Source organism: Gillisia sp. Hel1_33_143, assembly GCF_900104765.1.
In the GTDB taxonomy this organism is placed as follows: domain Bacteria; phylum Bacteroidota; class Bacteroidia; order Flavobacteriales; family Flavobacteriaceae; genus Gillisia.
Map to the genome: position 1 here is coordinate 2,075,023 of NZ_LT629737.1, position 19,944 is coordinate 2,094,966.

A 19,944-nucleotide genomic window follows, 5' to 3' on the forward strand; every position below is an offset into this window, starting at 1 on the left:
TTATTAAGGAAAGATTCCTCTTTGTTTATAGGCTGTTTCAACTCTGGAGATCGCCAGTATAAAGGCAGCTGTTCTCCAGTCTGTTTGTTGCTTTAATACTTCAGAATGGATCTTATGGAAATTCTGAGTGATCTTCTTTTCTATTTTTTCCATCACTTCTTCCAACTGCCACATTTCTCCATTTCTGTTTTGCAACCATTCAAAATAACTTCCAATTACACCCCCAGAATTACAGAAGATATCCGGAATTATGATCTTCCCATTTTCAAGCAGTATTTGCTCCCCATCTTTATCTGTAGGTCCATTTGCACCTTCTGCTATGATAGTAGCTTTTATCTTATAGGCATTTTCAGCAGTAATTTGATTTCCTAATGCAGCCGGAATTACGATGTCACAATCTAATCCGAAGAAATTTTCTGCATCTATTTCCCGAGCTCCCTCAAAACCTGCTATAGAACCTTTTCTAGGTTCACAATGTTGCGAAAGAGCCTCTGCATCTATTCCATTTTCGTTATAAAGAGTGGCATGAGCATCCTGAACAGCAATAAGTCTGGCTCCATCTTTAGTTAGAAAATGTGAGGCCCAATAACCAACATTTCCATAACCTTGTACTATAAAAGTTTTATTGTGTAATGCTAATCCCTGTGTTTGAAGTAGTAATTTTATTGAAAGGTACACGCCAAAACCAGTAGCTCTATCTCTACCTTCAAGGCCTCCCGCGCCTACAGGTTTCCCGGTTACTACGTGTTGGTTGTGTGAGCGTTCTGAAGAAGATATGGTAGACATATAGGTATCTACGATCCACGCCATGGTCTGCGGATTGGTATTTACATCTGGAGCAGGAATATCATGTTCCGGCCCAATATTCTCTCCCAGAGCATAAGTAAATCGTCTGGTGATACGCTCTAACTCAGAATCTGAGAATTTTCTAGGATCTATCTTAATTCCCCCTTTTGCACCTCCAAATGGAAGCCCTGCTAGAGAAGTTTTCCAGGTCATCCACATCGCAAGAGCTTTTGCAGCGTCTATATCTACAGTATCATGATAACGCAAACCTCCTTTATATGGTCCTAATGCATTATTGTGTTGTACCCGATATCCGGTAAAAACTTCTACGTTCCCATTGTCCATTTTAACAGGAAAATGAACAATAATTTCGTTATTGGTAATTCCCAGAATCTTTCTGATATTAGGATTAAGATCTATAATGTCTGCCGTTTTGTTAAACTGACTCATTACAGTATCATACATGGACTGTTTATTTGGTGTTTTAGTATCTATCATTTTATTTATTCAAAGTGTTCACAAACTAATTTTCTGTGCTCTTTCCAAGTACAGGATTTCTGATGGTCGCAGTTAAAGCATAAACCCTTGATCATCTCTTGCGTAAAGCCATTTAGAGGTTGCTCTTTGGGTGAGGATGCAAAAAGCTTTTTACTTATTAAGTTCATTTTGTCATAAGATTATATTTTCTTGTTTACAGAAAGTCAAATGCTATGCCCAACAATTTTAATTTGTGCTAAAAATGTATTTAATAACCTGATAAACAGTAAATTAAAATTTATATTTTTATCTATTTTGAAATTAGGGTAGGGGAGTTTTGCCCCGGTAAGGGAGAAATGAACCACTTAAGAAGCTTATCTTATTTTAGCTTATTGCGAAGGGTTTTTCTATCTATTTGAAGAATTTCAGCTGCTTTGGTCTTGTTATTATCTACACTAGCCAAAACGTTTAAGATGTGTTCTTTTTCAACTTCTTGTAAAGATCTTGAGGTAGAGGTAATAGCCGGAATTGGGTATTTTAAATGATCTGGAAGTTGTGCTATATCTATAAGCTCTTCACTCATAATAATAGCTCTCTGAACCACATTTTCTAATTCTCTTACGTTGCCCGGCCAATTATAACGTTTTAGCATTTCTAGTGCTCTGCTACTAAACTGAACTTTAGGTTTAGCATATTCTGAAGCATATTTTCGAAGAAAATTTTTCGCGAGACTCGGAATGTCACCTTTGTGATCTCTTAACGGAGGAGTAATAATGTTTACTACATTCAACCTGTAATAAAGATCTTCTCTGAAACTTCCATTTTGAGACATCTGAAGTAGGTTGCTATTGGTGGCGGCAATAATCCTAATTTCTATTTTTTGGGCTTTTTGTTCTCCAACACGTCTAACTTCTTTTTCTTGAAGAACACGTAATAATCTGGTTTGTACTGTAGGGGACGCTGTACCAATTTCATCTAAAAAAATAGTACCTCCAGCTGCGGCCTGAAAAAATCCTTCTCGATTCTCATTCGCACCGGTAAAAGCACCTTTTTTATATCCAAAGAGTTCTGCTTCTAATAACTCTTCGGGAATGGCACCACAATTTACCGCAATAAAAGGGTTTGCTGCAAAAGAACCTTTATAATGAATGGCACGCGCTACCAATTCTTTCCCGGTACCGCTCTCGCCCTGAATAAGCACCGTAGCCCGATTGTTCTTAACACGCTCTATAAGATCTATTAATTTCTCAATCTCATCAGAATTTCCTACTATACCAGCATATACATTAGGTCTTGTGGGGGAGGAGGTAGAAGGAGTAGCATCTTGTAATGATTGTGGAGGAAGAGATTTTTGAACAGAATTCTTTAATTCTTCAAAGGTAAAAGGCTTGACTAAATAATCTAGAGCACCAGATTTTATGGCGTTAAGAGCGCCATCTATAGAAGGATATCCGGTAATCACCAGTTTTGGAACCTCCGGGAAATGTTCATCTACATATTTTATAAGTTCAAGGCCACCAATGCCGGGCATTTGTAGATCTGTAATTATGAGATCTACAGCATTAAATTTTAAAATATTTATAGCCTCAACTACAGAAGATGCTTTATACGAATGAAAATGTAACTCCTGAAGATGGCGCTGCACTAATTCCAGCATGTCATAATCGTCATCAACAATGAGAATATTTGCCTTCTTCAGAGCCATAAATTACATTTTTAAAGGGAGTTTAATTTGAAATACGGTTCCCTTAGGTTTATTATCAAATGTAATAATTTCTCCTCTATGACTTTTTATAATACCGTGCACTACACTTAAACCTAAACCTGAACCTTCTCCAATAGGTTTGGTAGTAAAAAAAGGTTCAAAGATCTTAGACCTCAAAGCTTCTGGAATTCCCGCACCTTCATCTTTGATCTCCATTGTAAAATGATCTTTATCACTTCTTATGGTTATAAAGATCTCGCTCTTCTCTGGAGCTATATAAATAGCATTAATTAGTATATTGAATAATACCTGAGTAAATTGAATAGTATCTATTTGCGCCTTTAATTGCTCATTGTCTATGCAGAGGCTATAAGTTATTCCAGCCTTCTTAAAGTTTGGAGCTAATAGAGAAAGTGCTTGCTCTATTAAAGGTTTTAATAAGGTAGACTCTCTATGTTGAGGCATTTCGCAAGCAAAGAACATGAGCTTCTTCACTATTTCTCTAGAATAGATGGCAGCCTTTATGATCTTATCTGAATCTTTTTGGGTTTGTTCTTCTAGGCTATTTGATTTTATCAATTCGGCAAAGCCTAGAATATTTCCTAAAGGCGTATTAAGCTCGTGTGCAATACCGGCAGTGATCTCACCTAATATGGAAAGTCTGTCATTTCGTTCTGCACTGCGCTGTAGAAGTTCTTTTTTCTCTTCGATCTCACGGCGTTCGAAAAACTCGGTGATTTCTATAGCTACCTTATTTAAAAGTTTCTGTTCTTCTTCTAAAAAATGTGCATTTTTTAAATTGCCGGTATTATAGAGCACCTTAATAGCACCTCTTGATTCGTTAAAAGGTGATATAATACTTGACTGTTGGATGTAGCTTTTAGGTAAAGCAGCGGTTGCCACTTTATAATTTTCAAGTTCTAAAAGCACAATTGCCTGATCTGGATACAGCCAGGCTTGCTGGGTAATTTTGCAGATTTCTTCTAAAGTGTCTAAAACAGAGTTAGAATGTTTGCGAATTGCAGAAGAAACTTCATACAAACAAGATAACTCTTTAACTCTTTCCTCTAATCTTTTGGAAATAGATATGTTGTTAGACATATAGACTTCATTGATTATTCTACACTAAGATCTGGAATATCGATCATTTTTCCACCCTTAGATCTTCCTAAAATAACTACGTCTTTACTATCTTTATACTCGTTTATTGCGAGTATAAGTTGTTCTTTAGTATCTCTTCTAATTTTTACACCGGTACTTTTATTCTTGTTACGGACTTCTATATAGAATCCATCTCGTAAGTCCTTCGGTTTTGTAGCAGGTCTTCCCATAATAATTTTTTGAATTTTAGATGTGATCAGGATTAATCCATAAAAGTAAGAAAAGAAACTTTATCATCTTGCCTATTATTTTAAAATGATCACTAAATACCTCATTAGACGTAATAATATTCATTTCCAAACACTTATGGGCAATAAAATGTATTTTATTTATCTTTTTTTAACATTAATATAGCTTCTCAACAATTTAAATGCATCAGTAAACGCCAATTTGGTCTGTGAATGCTGCAATTCTTATCAATATTAAAGATAATTCATTAAAAAATTTACTTAACTTTCTAATGAAATTTTATCAAAGATTTATGCAAAAAAAAGCCGAACTATTTGTTCGGCTTAAGTTTTAAATCCAAATTTCTTAATAAGAAAACGACCTTAATTTCCATAGGTAGGTGTCAATGTCATATTGTATTCCAATTAGTAGATCTTGAGTCACTACATCCTTATCTCCAACCATTTTAATACTTTCGGCAAGATTATCAGATAATTTTTTAGTACTCATTACCAAAATTTTTATCACTTCATGATCTTTTTGGAATCCAGTAGGAGTGTCACCAAGCTTAGCGTTTGTTGCTACCGCACTTGGCCTTCCATCTGCAGCCTTCCCTAAAGCTAATTTTCTTTCTGCTAGTTGATCTATATCTCCAGATAAAGATTTATAGAAATCTCCTAATAAAGAATGTAGACTTTCAAATTGTGGTCCCTGCACATTCCAATGTGCCTGTTGTACTGCGTGATATTGAGCTATAACATCGTACAGTCTGTTTTGTAATTCTGAAGAAACCTGTGAAGATGCTTCTACTTTTGGTGTATTAGCACTTAGGTTAAGATTAAAATTCTCCTGCCCAAAGCTAAAAAAGCTTACAAGCAAAAATACTGAGGTAATCATCTTTTTCATAATATCAATTTTTTTATAAAATTCATTAAATTGAATGAAAACTTATATTAATCATTTATTAAGCTCTTCATAAAGTTTAAATTTAATCGTATTCAAAGATTTAGGTTAATAATCCTTAAAAAAGCATCACTCTTTTTGTTTAACATATTATATTAATAATTAAACAAAATCTATGTTTATATTTGTTGATGTTCGTATTTAACTAATAATAATTTAAAAGTCTCCATCGATGTTCAACCTATTTAAAAAGAAATCAGAAAAAGAAAAGCTTCAAGCCGAGTATGAAAGTCTTTTAAAAGAATCGCACCGTCTTTCTACAAGTAATAGAAAAATGAGCGATCAAAAAGCTTATGAAGCAGAGGAGGTGATGAAAAAATTAGAAAAGTTGAATTCTTAAAATTCTTTATATGTCTGTAGAAAAGAAGCCAGATAATGTTGTTTTTGACGTAGAAACTCAAAAGTATGACGCTGCACTTAAACCTTATGCTACCTCATTGGGTGCTCCTGTAATCACAACTCCAGATACTATAACCTGGAAAAATAGAAGTATCAACAAGCTGAATCATAAAGCAGAAACCAAATACTTAGAGCTAAAAGCAGCGTATGAAAAAATGATCCAAGAATTTGAATATAATAAACTCATCTTTAGCTCCAAATTTACTTTTGAACCTATAGTTGGTCAATTGTATCATTTATACAAAAGGGATAATGGAGAAACTTTTCTTTCCATTATTGCGCCAGAGCAATGTAATTTTAATAATCTTGGGAGCTTTTATTTAAATGCGGACCAGATATGGGAAAAAATTTAAAATAAATTATGTTAGATACTACCGAATTTACAGAACGAGAATTAGATAGAATTATAGAAATGGCCTGGGAAGACAGAACTCCGTTTGAGGCTATAGAATTTCAATTTGGGCTTCCTGAAAAAGAGGTTATTAAAGTAATGCGTGGAAACCTGAAAGAGTCTAGTTTTAAAAGATGGCGAAAACGTGTTAATAGTGGAGTGAGTCAAAAACATTTAAAGAAGCGATCTCCAGACATGTTACGATTTAAAAGTACGAGACAAAAAGCGATTTCTGGAAATAAAATAAGTAAAAGATAATGAGAACCTTTGAACAGCAAGAATTGTCTTTTCCTACATCTTATTCCAAGATCATAGAGCAAATTCATGCTGTAGATCCGGTTAAATATGGGGCTGATAGAAATTATCTTAACGGTTCTGTATCTCACTTGTCGCCCTATATTTCAAGAGGTATTATCTCCACAAATTTTGTTTTTACAGAGGTTCTAAAGCAAGGCTATCAAACTGCTCAAATAGGAAAATTTATTCAGGAATTGGCCTGGAGAGATTATTGGCAGCAAATTTGGATCGCAAAGGGAGATCAAATAAATTCAGATCTTAAACATGCGCAAGAAGCTGTTACTAATGAGATGATACCTAAGGCAATTGTAAATGCTACAACAGGCATTGAGGCCATAGATAAAGGAATTCAAAGCTTCTATGAGACAGGATATCTGCACAATCATCTTAGAATGTATATTGCTTCCATAGCGTGTAATTGCGGGCAAAGTTATTGGAAGTTACCAGCAAAGTGGATGTATTATCATCTCCTAGATGCAGATTGGGCTAGCAACGCTCTTAGCTGGCAGTGGGTTGCAGGAACTAATGCAAATAAAAAGTATATAGCCAATCAAGAGAATATCAATAATTATTGTTTTACAAATCAGCAAAATACCTTTCTAGATGTTCCTTACGAGAGTTTACCGCTAAAGGAGATACCAGAAAATTTAAAAGAGCTAATAAACCTTAAGTTAACTACTCCGTTGCCAGAGAAGAAAGATATTTCTATCAAGGAAGCGCTACCTACAATTATTTATAATTTCTACAATTTAGATCCTATTTGGAAAAAAGATCTTTCTGCTAATAGAATACTGCTACTGGAACCATCACACTTTGAAAATTATCCGGTTTCTCAAAAAACCATAGATTTTGTTTTAAGCATTTCTAAAGAGAATATTTCAAATATTCAGATTTACGTTGGAGAATTTCATGAGCTAACGGAAGATTATCATTTAAAAGAAATTTACTACAAGGAGCATCCTTTAAATAACCATTATAAAGGGATTGAGGAAACAAGAGAATGGATGTTCGATGTAAAGGGTTATTATCCTTCCTTCTTTGCGTATTGGAAAAAATGTAAAAAGCAACTATCTTTTTAGTAGCTAACATCAAGCTAATAATCACAATACGGCCAAAAGAACTTTTAAGCCTTGAAAAAAGAATTTCTACCCCAGAAAATATGTGTTGTGTGTAAATTACCATTTACATGGCGCAAGAAATGGGAGAAGAATTGGGAAGAAGTGAAATATTGCAGTGAACGTTGCAGAAGAACAAAATGAAAAGTATAAATCTTATATTTCCACATCAATTATTCAAAGAATCTCCACTTTTTGAATATGATGCTCCTGTATATCTAGTTGAAGAATATTTATTTTTCAATCAATATAAATTTCACAAACAGAAGATAGCTTTTCATAGAGCCACTATGAGAAGATATGCAGACTTTCTAAAGAATACTGGAGGTTATGAGGTGCATTATATTGAAGCTACAGAACCTATCTCTGATATTAGATCTTTACTTATAGAATTAAATAATAATGGAGTAACGCATATAAATTATATAGATCCAACAGATTTTTGGCTGCAACAACGATTGGAAAAAGGTTTTAAAGAATTAGGTATTTCCTCTTCGTGTTGTAGGTCTCCTTTATTTCTAAATTCAAAAGAAGATATTACCGATTATTTTAAAAAAGATCAAAAGAAATATCAGCAGAAGAATTTTTATTTAGAGCAACGTAAAAAGAACAATATTTTTATAGAACCCAACGGTTCTCCAACGGGAGGAAAATGGAGCTTTGATGAGGACAATAGAAAGAAATACGAAGCCAAAAAGCAACCTCCAGTAATACATTATCCAGATGTAGATAGCTATTATAAAGAAGCTAAAGATTACGTAGAAAAGCATTTTTCTAAAAATTTAGGTACCATTACTGCACATGCACTATATCCTACCAGTTTTGAGGCCACCCATTCTTGGTTAGATCAATTCTTCGAAAATAGATTTTTAGAGTTCGGAAAATATGAAGATGCTATAGTTGCAGAATATTCTATATTAAACCATAGCGTTCTAACCCCTATGCTTAATGTAGGTTTAATTACGCCACCTCAGGTTATAGATGCCTGTTTGGAATATGCAAGAGAAAATGATATTCCTATTAATTCTACGGAAGGATTTATAAGACAGGTTATAGGTTGGAGAGAATTTATTAGAGGTGTTTACGAGGTTAGGGGAGTGGAAGAGCGCACCACAAATTTTTGGAAGTTTAAGCGTAAGATCCCGGCGTCTTTTTATGATGGTACCACTGGAATAGTTCCTATAGATAAAACGATCAAAAAAGTATTGGAAACCGGCTATTGTCATCACATAGAACGTTTAATGGTGCTTGGGAATTTTATGGTGTTGTGTGAGTTTGACCCAGATGAGGTTTATAAATGGTTTATGGAACTGTTTATAGATGCGTATGATTGGGTGATGGTAACCAATGTTTATGGAATGAGTCAGTTTGCAGATGGAGGCTTGATGGCTACAAAACCTTATATAAGTGGAAGCAATTATTTAAAGAAGATGAGTAATTATCCTAACGGAGAATGGCAGGCAGTTTGGGATGGTCTTTTCTGGCGCTTTATGGATAAACATAGAGATTTCTTTCTTGCTAATCCCAGATTAGGAATGCTGGTAAGAATGTTTGATAAGATGCCTGTGGAAAAAAAGACATTACATTTAGAAAATGGAGAGAATTATCTTTCTACGCTACCAACTTAACAGGATTTAATTACACAAAAAAGTGAGGTTACAGACCAAAATTAAACTTTATGATGCTATTTAATACTACAAATACCAATCAGATTTTTATTCAGGAGAGTACAGATGCTGTGGGGAAGCCTTTTTCATTTTTAGAGAAAATAAAGCTGGGAAAGATAAGTTCAGGTAAATTAGAGATTGCAGCGTTTAGTCCAAAACTTCAACCAGAAATGTTAGCAGTTGCAGATAGTTCTTTTGCAACCATCGTTTTACGGCCTAAGGGAATCATAGTAAATATAAGCGATGCAACAAACCAATATTCATGGGTTATTCCATATTACAGATTGGTGATTTATAATACCCAGACCTTTACGATACATGCAAATGGGCATTTTATTAAGTGTAGAAGAAATAAGAACTATCATGATAATAAGAAATTTATTAATAAAATGATCGATCTTAAAAATGACTCGTTAAACTTAGAGTATTATGATGGATAAGCAGAGAACCATTAAACAAAATCAAGATGAAATTAAAGCTAACTATATTCACCTTATTTTTATTTACTATGCAAACAACCACAATTTTTAAATTTGATAAGACAACAGATATTTCAGGATGGTCTGTGGTAGATGATGGAGTTATGGGAGGTAGATCTGCAGGAAAATTTCATCTAAACAATGAGGGGAATGCAGTATTTGAAGGTCGGGTTTCGTTAGAGAATAACGGCGGGTTTTCTTCTGTTAGATATGGCTTTGAAGAGATGAGTACCAAAGGATTTACCAAAGTGCTTCTAAAAGTAAAAGGAGACGGTAAAACCTATCAATTTAGAGTAAAGCATAAAACAAAAGATTACTATTCTTATATAGTGAACTTCCAACCTTATGAAGAGTGGGGAACGATAGAATTAACACTTACAGAGATGTACCCTGCTTTTAGAGGAACTAATCTTGATATTCCAAATTATGACAGAGAAAGTATAGAGGAAATTGCCTTTTTAATAGGCAATAAAAAAGCCGAGGATTTTAAATTAGAAATAGCATCTATTATTTTGAAGTAGAACTTTGTAGACTTAAAAAAAGCATAATTACGGCTACAGATCTTAGATCTTTAATCCCCTTCTTTAATCCAGATCTACCACAACTTTTGTTGGCATACAGAAGGTAAATTTAATTTCATCTTCTAAAGAACTCACCTTCATTTTACCGCCATGGGCTTTGGCAATTTCAGAAGAGATATATAGTCCTAAACCAAGTCCGGATTTATTATTCTCAGAATTTGTAGAAAAGAATGGTTTAAAAAGACTTATCATTTTTTCTTCTGGAATTTTCTCACCCGCATTTAAGACGCTTATTTTAAATTGGCCATTCTCTGCAGTAACCTTGGTTTGAATAGGCTTTAGAGGATCCCCGTGCTTAACAGCATTGCTCAAAAGATTGGAGTATAATTGCCCAATTCTATTATGATCGCACTCTACCTCTTCCTTAAGATCTATTTTCACCAGAATTTTATGATCAGGATCTACGGTTCTAATTTCATCTATTACCTGAAGTAATGTTGTTTCTAAGATATTGTTATTCTTAGCAATTTCAAGGGAAATACCATCGCCTAAATGTCCTTTAGCAAAATCCAGAAGATTATCTATTAAAGCCTGCATTCTATAGGAGGTAGCCTTTATTGTTCGCACTTGGCGCTTTGCCAGTTCTGGTAGCTCTATTTTTAATAAAATGTCTGCACACATCCTTGTAGTACCAACCGGATTACGAAGATCATGGCCTAATATGGCAATAAAGGTTTCTCGAAGTTCTGTAATATGCCTTTCTTCCTTTAAACTGGAATTCAATTCTTCTAATTCTTCCACTGCATCCAGATGAAAAGATATAAGTTGCGTGTATAGTTGAAATAGATCTTTAATCACCTTATTTTCTAGCTTAGCAGGCTCTGGGTCTATAGCACAAAGAGTCCCGAAAAAACTTCCGTCTTTTTTAAAGATAGGAAAGGAAATATAACTCTGAAATCCATAGCGCTCTGGTGTTTTATGATTACAAAATTGCTCATTCTTCGCAACATGTTCTATAATAACTGGAGTATTATGCTGGCGAATCTCATTACAAATGGTGGTTTCTAAAACCAATTCATCTCCTGTATTAAGGCCAAAATTTATTTCATCTTGCGAAACACAAGTAATCCATTTTTCATCGGTTACTCTAGCAACTGCAGAAAATTTCATTCCTGTAGTTCTGCAAATAACATTAAGAATAGATGGGATTGCACCTATTTTAGAGATATTATCAATATCATCAATTAAATGAGGGGCTAAATTTTCTCTGTACATAAACTGAAAGCGTTATTTTTCAAAGATACTAAATAGATAAATTAACATACTAGCTAATAACAGCGATTAAAACCTCAAATCTGGGATATTAAAATTAGAGGATTTGGGAGTTTTATTACTATCAATTTTCGGGTAGCATATTTATTCATTCTTAGCAATATTCATTGATCGATAAAAAATAGTTTGTATTCTAAAACGAAATTTCCAAAAGACTATAAATAAATAAAAATGACCATAAGACAGTACGTATCCAATTCTTTTTAACGAGGCTAGTGAGCATTTTTTGATCTCCGTTGTTTTTCGCAATTTTAGAATGAATTGGCACAAAGATGCCAAAGGTAGAAATCCAAATTACGGCAATGGTTAGAAGACTGATTATAGTATAAAAGTTTGATTGCGTGATAAGTTGATAAAAAGCAATTCCTAATTGTCCAAACATCAAAGGGATCACGATAGTACTAAACCTTTTGGTATACGCAGTATGCCAATTCACTAATTTTTCGGGACTATAGTATGCAAAGCTAGGATATACAATACGCTGAATGATCCAGATAAGCACTAATAATCCAAAATCTAATAATAATCTTATTATTTCTATGCTCATTTTAAATGCTTAGTGATCTTGGTACTTAGTGGATTGGTGATTGAGAAATAATAATCTATTAAGTTTCCTTTTTCATCTACGAGGTATTTTTGAAAGTTCCATTTTACACTAGAACTTTTCTTATTATTAAGTTCTTTAGAAGTTAGCCATTTGTAGAGGTCGTGCTGTTTACTGCCTTTTACATTTATTTTTTCTGTTAGTAAAAATGTAACTCCAAAATTCACTTCACAAAATTCTTGAATTTGCTCAGCTTCTCCCGGTTCTTGTTTCCCAAATTGATTGCATGGTGAACCTATTACCACCAGACCTTCCGGATAGCTATCACTTAATTTCTGAAGTTCTTTGTACTGTTTAGTAAATCCACATTCTGAAGCTACATTTACAAATAGCATCATTTTTCCCTTATAATCTAATAGCGTTATAGGTTTTCCATCTAGAGCATTAATCCTAATATCGTAGATAGATCTTTCATTTTGTTTTGTAGAAGATATAGGCGCCACCTTCATTTTATCATTAGTTTTCATGTAAATTGGGATTTTTGTAAAAATGCCACTAATTATTCAAAGATGCTATTAATCAATTATTAACCTCTTATTAAAATATTCTTACCAACCTATTTTTATGGTTGGAAGTGAGATTGTGAATATCTATTCTTAGATAATTTTTGAAGGCGTCTTTTTAAATTTATATTTGGCACCCTTAAAAAAATCAAGATATGAGTGCAACGTGGTATGAGTGTAAAGTTAAGTATAGAAAAACACATGAAACTGGAGAACAAAAAGTTATCTCTGAGACCTACTTATTAGATGCGATCTCTTTTACAGAAGCAGAAGCAAGAATAACAGAAGAAATGACCGCTTACACGAGCGAGGAATTTATGATCACCAATATAAAAGTGGCAAATCTAGCAGAAGTTCATCCTTTTGAGAATTCAGACAGATGGTTTAAAACCAAAGTCTCTCTAATGGCTATAGATGAAAAAAGCGGGAAAGAGAAAAAATCTAACATGTACCTTTTAGTTCAGGCAAACGATGTGAAAGAAGCCTTTGATAATTGCACGAAGGCTATGGAAAATACTATGGGAGATTATTCTATTCCGGCCATTAATGAGTCACCAATAGTAGATGTATTTCCTTACTTTTCTGGGGAAGTTGAAGATTCAGAAGAAATGAATGCAATTAAAGCTGAAACTGAAGATGTAGTAAATGAAGAGGTTTTAGAGGATGAAGTGTTAGAAGAAACAGAAATCGCGTAAGTAATAGATTTCTAATATAAGAACGCCTCTTATTTTTAAAGAGGCGTTTTTTTTTAATAATTATTTCCCTAGGTCTGGTCTATCTTCATATAGATCCTTAAATGTTTTATCTGTACTATAATTATCTCTTAAGATCTTATAAACACTGAAAATTAACAGTGCTTGCCCAATAAGCATTATTCCAAAAATAATTCCGAAGGAGATATTAAAGTTAGCCAACACACAAAGTGTTATTAAAAGTACGGTGGTTATTACCAACCAATTAATGGCAGTTATTTTCATAATATCTTTTTACTTAAGTTAACCATTTTCTACGGAGATCATTCTCAATAAATTCTTAAAAAATTCGAGAAAACTGACAGGCATCATTTTGTTACTTTATCACTATCATCAATTTTGTAAAAGCTAATGCCAACTTTAATTATATGGAGTCTTGCTTTCATTGTGGTGATATTTGTAGTACAACCAATATTTCTCATCAGGATAAATCTTTTTGTTGCAATGGTTGTAAAACTGTTTTTGACATTTTAAATGATAATGATCTTTCCTATTATTATGATCTGGAAAGAACTCCCGGAACCAGTCCGCTAGCACAAGAAGGAAAATTTGATTTTTTAGAGAATTCAGAAATTATTAAGCAGTTGGTAGAGTTTGATGAAGATGGTATTCAGGTAGTAAGCTTTCTTATTCCATCTATACATTGTAGTTCCTGTATCTGGGTTTTAGAAAATTTAAATAAGCTAGATCCTGCCATAAGGAACGCGCAGATCAATTTTCCAAAAAAGACACTTAGAGTTTCGTATAAGAGCACCGAGATCTCTTTAAAACAATTGGTGCTGTTGCTGTCTAGAATTGGATATGAGCCTTATATTTCGCTAGAAGATGCCACAAAAAAAGGAACAATAATAGATCGAGGCCTTATCTACAAAATTGGCGTGGCTGGCTTTGCATTTGGTAATATTATGTTTCTGTCTTTTCCGGAATATTTTGAAGTAGATGAATTTTGGCTCAATCAATACAAACATGTTTTTAGATGGTTGATGTTCGCGCTATCTTTACCGGTGATCACCTACGCTGCAAGAGATTATTTTATATCTGCATTTAAAGGGCTTCGTTCTAAGATCTTAAATATAGATGTACCAATCGCCCTTGGAATTATCGTTTTATTCTTGAGATCTTCGGTAGATATTACGATGAATTGGGGATCTGGATATTTTGATAGTATGTCTGGACTTGTCTTTTTTCTATTGTTAGGAAAGTTCTTTCAGCAAAAAACATATGCGTTTTTATCTTTTGAAAGAGATTACAAATCTTACTTTCCTATTGCAGTAACTAGATTACAAAAGAAAAACTCTTCTTCCGAAGAAATAGAAGAGCAGGCACAGGTTTATGAACTTAAAAAAGGAGATCGTATCTTAATTCGAAATTCAGAATTACTACCTGTAGATGGAATTTTAATAAAAGGGACAGCTTTAATAGATTATAGTTTTGTAACCGGAGAGGCAGCACCTCTTCATAAAAGTTCTGGAGATATGCTCTATGCCGGAGGAAGGCAGCAGGCAGGTTCTATAGAAGTTGAGGTCTTAAAATCTATAGAACAGAGCTACCTTACTCAGCTATGGTCTAATGAAGTATTTGATAAGAACAAGGAAAGTACTTTCCAATCTCTAACAGATAAGATTAGTAAAAGCTTTACTATAAGCCTACTTAGCATTGCTATTTTTGGCTTTGTGGGTTGGATGTTCATAGATAGTTCTAAAGCATTGAATGTTTTTACTGCGGTACTTATAGTTGCTTGCCCCTGTGCTATTGCATTGGCAGCTCCATTTACACTAGGTAACCTTCTTCGTATTTTTGGTAGCAATAAATTATATATAAAAGATAGTTCTGTTATAGAGCAAATGGCGAATGTAGATACTGTGGTGTTCGACAAGACAGGAACTTTAACTACCACTTCCAATAACATAATTTCTTATGAAGGTATATCTCTTACTACAGAAGAAGAATCGCTTCTTACCAGTACGCTTCGCGCATCTAATCACTCCTTAAGCAGACAGTTATATGAGCTTTTAAATAAAAATGAAATTCAAACCTTAGATGATTTTGAAGAAAATGTAGGTCAGGGAATCACCGGAGTTATCAATAAACATCATATTAAAGTAGGTTCTATAAGTTATGTGGGTCTAAATTCTGAATCCTTAAAGAGCGATCAACGCACCGCAGTACATATAAGTACAGATAATCAATACAAGGGTTGTTATGTTTTCTATAATGATTACAGACAAGGGATCAAGCCTATTTTCGATTCCTTGACGCCGGACAGGGAGATCATTATTCTCTCTGGAGATAATGATGGCGAAAAAGATAATTTGTTAAAACTACTCCCTGTCAACTCTAAATTGCTGTTCAACCAAAAACCAGAAGATAAACTCTCATATATCCATTCTTTACAGGAAAAAGGGAAAAAAGTTATGATGATAGGCGATGGTTTAAATGATGCTGGAGCATTGGCTCAGAGTGATGTTGGTATTTCTATTTCTGAAAACGTGAATATTTTCTCACCTGCCTGTGATGGAATTTTAGATGCTTCCAGATTTCAGGATCTTACCACCTATTTGGAAATTTCAAAAAAAGGAGTGAAAACTATTAAGAACGCCTTTAGATTTTCGCTTTTTTATAATGTTATAGGTTTAGGTTTTGCATTATCAGGAAATCTAGCTCCTGTGGTTGCAGCAATCTTAATGCCTCTAAGTTCTATTAGCATTGTAATATTTACAACACTGGTTACTTATAGATTAGGTAATAACCTCAATAAATTCTAAACTTCCTCCTATCCTGAAGATCTTCAATAACTTTGGAAAGTGAGCCTTCATAATTTAGATATTTCCCTAAATACCTAGTTATCAAATTGTTTTGAAAAGTGCTGTATTTATTAGCCTTTACGTGATATGTTATAGCATCTTTTTAACGAACAAATACCTCTAAACCTGACAATCGTCAGGTTTAAAAAAACTTCATAATCATAATTTTACACATTGATATTTAAGCCTATGGAAATTATATATATGCTTCTTGCAATTAGTGTTATTGTGGCGGTTTTATTTTTTATAGCCTTCATAATCTCTGTAAAAAGTGGTCAATATGACGATACCTATACGCCATCTGTTAGAATGTTATTTGATGATGAGCTTGTAGATACTAAGAAAAATAATAAAGATCAATCAGTTTCTAACCAATCAAACAAATCAAAAGTTCAACGTAAGTAATATGGAAATTCAAAAGTTTTATTACGATAATAAGATCGTACGGAAATTTATTGTCGCTACAATGTTTTGGGGCATTATAGGGATGAGTGTAGGCCTTTTATTGGCATTTATGTTTCTTTTTCCAAATGTAACCGATGGTATTCCATGGTTGAGTTTTGGAAGACTTCGCCCGCTGCATACCAACGCTGTTATTTTTGCATTTGTGGGTAATGCCATTTTTGCCGGTGTTTATTATTCAAGTCAGCGTTTGCTAAAAGCAAGAATGTGGAAAGACTGGTTGAGCACCTTTAATTTCTGGGGGTGGCAACTTATTATAGTGGGTGCAGCTATTACATTGCCATTAGGATATACAAGTTCTAAAGAATACGCAGAACTGGAATGGCCTTTTGATATTGCTATTGCAGTGGTTTGGGTAGCTTTTGGTATTAACCTTATTGGTACTATTATAAAAAGAAGGCAGAGACATATGTATGTTGCAATCTGGTTCTATCTGGCAACCTTTGTTACGGTTGCAGTATTACATATTGTGAATAGCATGGAGCTTCCAGTTAGTGCCTTAAAGAGTTATTCTATGTATGCCGGAGTCCAGGATGCGCTGGTACAATGGTGGTATGGCCATAATGCTGTAGCATTTTTCTTAACCACGCCATTTTTAGGTTTGATGTATTATTTTGTTCCTAAAGCGGCAAATAGACCGGTCTACTCTTATAAATTATCTATCGTACACTTTTGGTCGCTTATTTTTATCTATATCTGGGCGGGTCCACATCATTTACTTTATTCCTCTTTACCAGATTGGGCGCAAAACCTAGGGGTTGCATTTTCAATAATGTTATTAGCACCTTCTTGGGGAGGAATGATCAACGGACTTTTAACCTTGCGCGGGGCTTGGGACAAAGTACGTACAGATCCTGTTCTAAAATTTATGGTGGTGGCCATTACTGGATATGGGATGGCAACTTTTGAAGGGCCTATGCTTTCTCTAAAAAATGTGAATGCCATTGCACACTTTAGCGATTGGGTAATTGCTCACGTACATGTTGGCGCCTTAGCATGGAATGGATTCCTTACGTTTGGTATGGTTTACTGGATGGTACCGCGTTTATTTAAAACCAACTTATGGTCTATAAAGTTAGCCAATGTTCACTTCTGGGTAGGAACTCTAGGGATCATATTATATACCATCCCAATGTATGTAGCCGGATTTGTACAAGCTTTTATGTGGAAACAATTCAACCCGGATGGAACCCTTACCTATGGTAATTTCTTAGAAACACTAACCGAGATCATTCCAATGTATTGGATGCGTGCCATTGGTGGTACCCTTTATATAATTGGAGCCTGTATCGGAATTTATAATATCATCCAAACTGCTCGTAATGGGGAGAAAGTTACAGATGAACTTGCAGAAGCAGCAGCATTAGAAAAAGTAACTAAAAAGCGCATTTCCAAAGAAGGTTACCATACCTGGTTGGAAAGAAGACCTGTAAAACTTACCATTTTTGCCACTATAGCCATTTTAATAGGTGGTATGGTTCAAATTATACCTTCTTTAATTGTAGACGATTATATTCCTATAATATCTAGTGTAAAACCTTACACGCCTTTAGAACTGGAAGGTAGAGATATTTATATACGTGAAGGTTGTGTGTCTTGTCACTCACAAATGATACGCCCCTTTAGAAGTGAAGTAGAGAGATATGGAGATTATTCAAAAGCCGGGGAGTATGTATATGATCACCCTTTTCTATGGGGTAGTAAAAGAACCGGTCCAGATCTGTTTCGTGTAGGAGGGAAGTATAGTGATAATTGGCATCTAAATCACTTCTATGATCCTCAAACTACCTCTTCAGGCTCTATAATGCCATCATATAAATGGCTGCTGAAAAATGAGTTGGATAAGGGTATGACAGAAGATAAAATGGAAGCTATGGTAACATTAGGAGTTCCATATACTGCTGAAGATATTTCTAGAGCACAGCAATGGATGACAGAACAGTCTACCCAAATAGAGAAAAATCTTTATAACGATCCCGATTTTGCAAGAACCTATGAGGCAGATATGAAATATGCCAAAGAGAATGGTGAAGATTTTATTGAGATGCGTAATCGTGAGGTTGTTGCGCTTATTGCCTATATCCAAAGGCTAGGAACAGATATAAAAATTAAAAACGCAGATGGTACCACTGCAAACTTAAACGAATAAGGCTATGTTGAAATTTATAAAAGGGAATCTGGAAAATATAGATGGAGTAGAGATCTATCCTATTATCTCATTATTGATATTCTTCATCTTTTTTACCGTGTTGATATGGTGGGTATTAACAACCAGCAAAGCGCATATAACAGCCGTTAGCAATATTCCGCTAGAAGATGATACAGTAATCTTAAAAGAAAAACAGTTATGAGAAGTTTTGGATCAATTTTAAGAATTATTGGAGTTGCATGCGCAGGTTATCTTCTCTTTGAAATAGCTGAGTGGGGCCAGGAAGATTCAGTTTTTGAACAACAACCCTGGCTATGGGCAGTGTATTTTCTAATTCTAACTATTTATGTTGCTGGAGAGATCTCTGCACAAGCTCTAAAAAGCATTTTATATAAAACGTTGAAACCGGAAGCCAAAGAAGCTTATGATAGAGAAGCTTCTATAGCTAAAGACAATCAATTTCTTTGGCTAAAAACTACCTATATCAAATTGTTGGGAAGTAAGCCTTTAGAAGAAGAAGGTGAAATCATTCTAGATCATAATTATGATGGAATACAGGAATTAGACAATAAGCTACCACCATGGTGGGTATATGGTTTTTATGCATCTATAGTTTTTGCTATTGTTTATATGGTGAGGTTTGAAGTTTTTGACGATTACAATCAGGTAGAAGAATATGAAGCTGCAGTAGCACAAGCAAATCTGGAGATAGCAGAATGGAAAAAAACGGCTAAAGATCTTATAGATATAAATAATGTAGAACTGTTAACCGATGCCAGCGATCTAAAAGCAGGAGAACAAATATTTGCTGCCAATTGTATAGCCTGCCACAAAGAAGGTGGAGGTGGTGGTATCGGACCAAATCTAACCGATGACTACTGGATTCTTGGAGGTGGAGTTAAAAATGTTTTTCATACAATTTCTGAAGGAGGAAGAGATGGAAAAGGTATGGTTGCTTGGAAGTCTGATCTCAAACCTTCAGAAATGGCACAGGTGGCAAGTTATGTTCTAAGTCTGCGAGGTACCAATCCTCCAGATGCTAAAGAACCTCAAGGAGATCTTTGGAAAGATCCTAATGCTGCGGAGGAAGTAGGAGAAGCTATTATAGATAGTTCCGCTACCGCAAATTCTTTAGAAAATATAACTACAGAAAAAGAAATAAGCACTACCAAATAATTAAGGCGGCTTTAATGCTAAGCTTTAAACTAT

The 19,944-nt window shown here is 34.4% G+C and carries 23 protein-coding genes; 14 read left to right on the forward strand and 9 right to left on the reverse strand.

What is annotated here, in order from left to right; genetic code table 11:
• Positions 1-3 precede the first annotated feature (3 nt).
• The 5 genes from BLT84_RS09555 to BLT84_RS09575 all read right to left on the reverse strand — a co-directional run bounded on the left by BLT84_RS09555 (position 4) and on the right by BLT84_RS09575 (position 5,203).
• The gene (locus BLT84_RS09555) at positions 4-1,284 is read right to left on the reverse strand and encodes a Glu/Leu/Phe/Val family dehydrogenase (protein WP_091264981.1); all 1,281 of its coding nucleotides are present in this window, start codon (positions 1,282-1,284) and stop codon (positions 4-6) included.
• 358 nt (positions 1,285-1,642) lie between these two features.
• The gene (locus BLT84_RS09560; RefSeq protein ID WP_091264984.1) at positions 1,643-2,968 is read right to left on the reverse strand and encodes a sigma-54-dependent transcriptional regulator; all 1,326 of its coding nucleotides are present in this window, start codon (positions 2,966-2,968) and stop codon (positions 1,643-1,645) included.
• Between the two features lie 3 nt (positions 2,969-2,971).
• Entirely contained in the window at positions 2,972-4,069 is a 1,098-nt protein-coding gene (locus BLT84_RS09565) for a sensor histidine kinase (RefSeq protein WP_091264988.1), read from the reverse strand.
• Positions 4,070-4,083: 14 nt separating this feature from the next.
• The gene (locus tag BLT84_RS09570) at positions 4,084-4,299 is read right to left on the reverse strand and encodes a hypothetical protein (RefSeq protein WP_034890881.1); all 216 of its coding nucleotides are present in this window, start codon (positions 4,297-4,299) and stop codon (positions 4,084-4,086) included.
• A gap of 364 nt (positions 4,300-4,663) precedes the next feature.
• Positions 4,664-5,203: a Dps family protein gene (locus tag BLT84_RS09575; RefSeq protein ID WP_091264992.1), complete on the reverse strand. Its 540-nt coding sequence runs from the start codon at positions 5,201-5,203 to the stop codon at positions 4,664-4,666.
• Positions 5,204-5,432: 229 nt separating this feature from the next.
• Between BLT84_RS09575 and BLT84_RS16085 the strand changes: the two genes are divergently transcribed.
• Genes BLT84_RS16085 through BLT84_RS09610 form a run of 8 tightly spaced genes read left to right on the forward strand, consistent with a single transcriptional unit; the run spans position 5,433 to position 10,129 of the window.
• Positions 5,433-5,600: a Lacal_2735 family protein gene (locus BLT84_RS16085; protein WP_157717925.1), complete on the forward strand. Its 168-nt coding sequence runs from the start codon at positions 5,433-5,435 to the stop codon at positions 5,598-5,600.
• Between the two features lie 10 nt (positions 5,601-5,610).
• Positions 5,611-6,012, forward strand: coding sequence for a DUF2452 domain-containing protein (locus BLT84_RS09580; RefSeq protein ID WP_091264995.1), 402 nt, complete (start codon positions 5,611-5,613; stop codon positions 6,010-6,012).
• 8 nt (positions 6,013-6,020) lie between these two features.
• Positions 6,021-6,308 (forward strand): TIGR03643 family protein, encoded by a 288-nt coding sequence (locus tag BLT84_RS09585; protein WP_034890892.1) that lies wholly within the window; start codon positions 6,021-6,023, stop codon positions 6,306-6,308.
• A complete protein-coding gene (locus BLT84_RS09590) occupies positions 6,308-7,426 on the forward strand; it encodes an FAD-binding domain-containing protein (protein WP_091264999.1) in 1,119 nt (372 codons plus the stop codon). Before BLT84_RS09585 ends, BLT84_RS09590 begins: the two co-directional genes overlap by 1 nt.
• Positions 7,427-7,477: 51 nt before the next feature.
• Positions 7,478-7,606: a DUF2256 domain-containing protein gene (locus tag BLT84_RS09595; RefSeq protein ID WP_081891330.1), complete on the forward strand. Its 129-nt coding sequence runs from the start codon at positions 7,478-7,480 to the stop codon at positions 7,604-7,606.
• Entirely contained in the window at positions 7,603-9,090 is a 1,488-nt protein-coding gene (locus BLT84_RS09600; protein WP_091265002.1) for a cryptochrome/photolyase family protein, read from the forward strand. Before BLT84_RS09595 ends, BLT84_RS09600 begins: the two co-directional genes overlap by 4 nt.
• A gap of 50 nt (positions 9,091-9,140) precedes the next feature.
• Entirely contained in the window at positions 9,141-9,569 is a 429-nt protein-coding gene (locus tag BLT84_RS09605; RefSeq protein WP_091265006.1) for a hypothetical protein, read from the forward strand.
• Positions 9,570-9,595: 26 nt separating this feature from the next.
• The gene (locus tag BLT84_RS09610; RefSeq protein WP_231929281.1) at positions 9,596-10,129 is read left to right on the forward strand and encodes a CIA30 family protein; all 534 of its coding nucleotides are present in this window, start codon (positions 9,596-9,598) and stop codon (positions 10,127-10,129) included.
• 63 nt (positions 10,130-10,192) lie between these two features.
• Here BLT84_RS09610 and BLT84_RS09615 read toward each other — a convergent pair whose 3' ends face one another.
• The 3 genes from BLT84_RS09615 to BLT84_RS09625 form a co-directional block, all read right to left on the reverse strand.
• Entirely contained in the window at positions 10,193-11,404 is a 1,212-nt protein-coding gene (locus BLT84_RS09615) for a GAF domain-containing sensor histidine kinase (RefSeq protein WP_091265013.1), read from the reverse strand.
• Between the two features lie 190 nt (positions 11,405-11,594).
• Positions 11,595-12,008 carry a hypothetical protein gene (locus BLT84_RS09620; protein ID WP_034890903.1) on the reverse strand — a complete coding sequence of 138 codons (414 nt, stop codon included), beginning with the start codon at positions 12,006-12,008 and terminating at the stop codon, positions 11,595-11,597.
• Positions 12,005-12,532, reverse strand: a complete 528-nt coding sequence (locus BLT84_RS09625) for a glutathione peroxidase (protein ID WP_091265017.1) — start codon at positions 12,530-12,532, stop codon at positions 12,005-12,007. The genes BLT84_RS09620 and BLT84_RS09625 overlap by 4 nt, the downstream gene beginning before the upstream one ends.
• A gap of 191 nt (positions 12,533-12,723) precedes the next feature.
• On the opposite strand from BLT84_RS09625, the gene BLT84_RS09630 reads away from it, so the two are divergent.
• Positions 12,724-13,263 carry a DUF4494 domain-containing protein gene (locus BLT84_RS09630; protein WP_091265020.1) on the forward strand — a complete coding sequence of 180 codons (540 nt, stop codon included), beginning with the start codon at positions 12,724-12,726 and terminating at the stop codon, positions 13,261-13,263.
• A gap of 60 nt (positions 13,264-13,323) precedes the next feature.
• On the opposite strand, the gene BLT84_RS09635 is transcribed toward BLT84_RS09630, so the two are convergent.
• The gene (locus BLT84_RS09635; protein WP_034890911.1) at positions 13,324-13,545 is read right to left on the reverse strand and encodes a hypothetical protein; all 222 of its coding nucleotides are present in this window, start codon (positions 13,543-13,545) and stop codon (positions 13,324-13,326) included.
• A gap of 143 nt (positions 13,546-13,688) precedes the next feature.
• Between BLT84_RS09635 and BLT84_RS09640 the strand changes: the two genes are divergently transcribed.
• From BLT84_RS09640 to BLT84_RS09660, 5 genes are all read left to right on the forward strand, one after another.
• Positions 13,689-16,085, forward strand: coding sequence for a heavy metal translocating P-type ATPase (locus BLT84_RS09640; RefSeq protein WP_091265024.1), 2,397 nt, complete (start codon positions 13,689-13,691; stop codon positions 16,083-16,085).
• Positions 16,086-16,313: 228 nt separating this feature from the next.
• Positions 16,314-16,529, forward strand: coding sequence for a cbb3-type cytochrome oxidase assembly protein CcoS (gene ccoS, locus BLT84_RS09645; RefSeq protein WP_034890917.1), 216 nt, complete (start codon positions 16,314-16,316; stop codon positions 16,527-16,529).
• A 1-nt stretch (position 16,530) separates the two neighbouring features.
• Complete coding sequence (gene ccoN, locus BLT84_RS09650; protein WP_091265026.1) at positions 16,531-18,735, forward strand: cytochrome-c oxidase, cbb3-type subunit I; 2,205 nt, start codon at positions 16,531-16,533, stop codon at positions 18,733-18,735.
• 4 nt (positions 18,736-18,739) lie between these two features.
• Positions 18,740-18,937, forward strand: a complete 198-nt coding sequence (locus BLT84_RS09655) for a CcoQ/FixQ family Cbb3-type cytochrome c oxidase assembly chaperone (protein ID WP_034890923.1) — start codon at positions 18,740-18,742, stop codon at positions 18,935-18,937.
• Complete coding sequence (locus BLT84_RS09660) at positions 18,934-19,911, forward strand: cbb3-type cytochrome c oxidase N-terminal domain-containing protein (RefSeq protein ID WP_091265028.1); 978 nt, start codon at positions 18,934-18,936, stop codon at positions 19,909-19,911. The genes BLT84_RS09655 and BLT84_RS09660 overlap by 4 nt, the downstream gene beginning before the upstream one ends.
• Positions 19,912-19,944 lie beyond the last annotated feature (33 nt).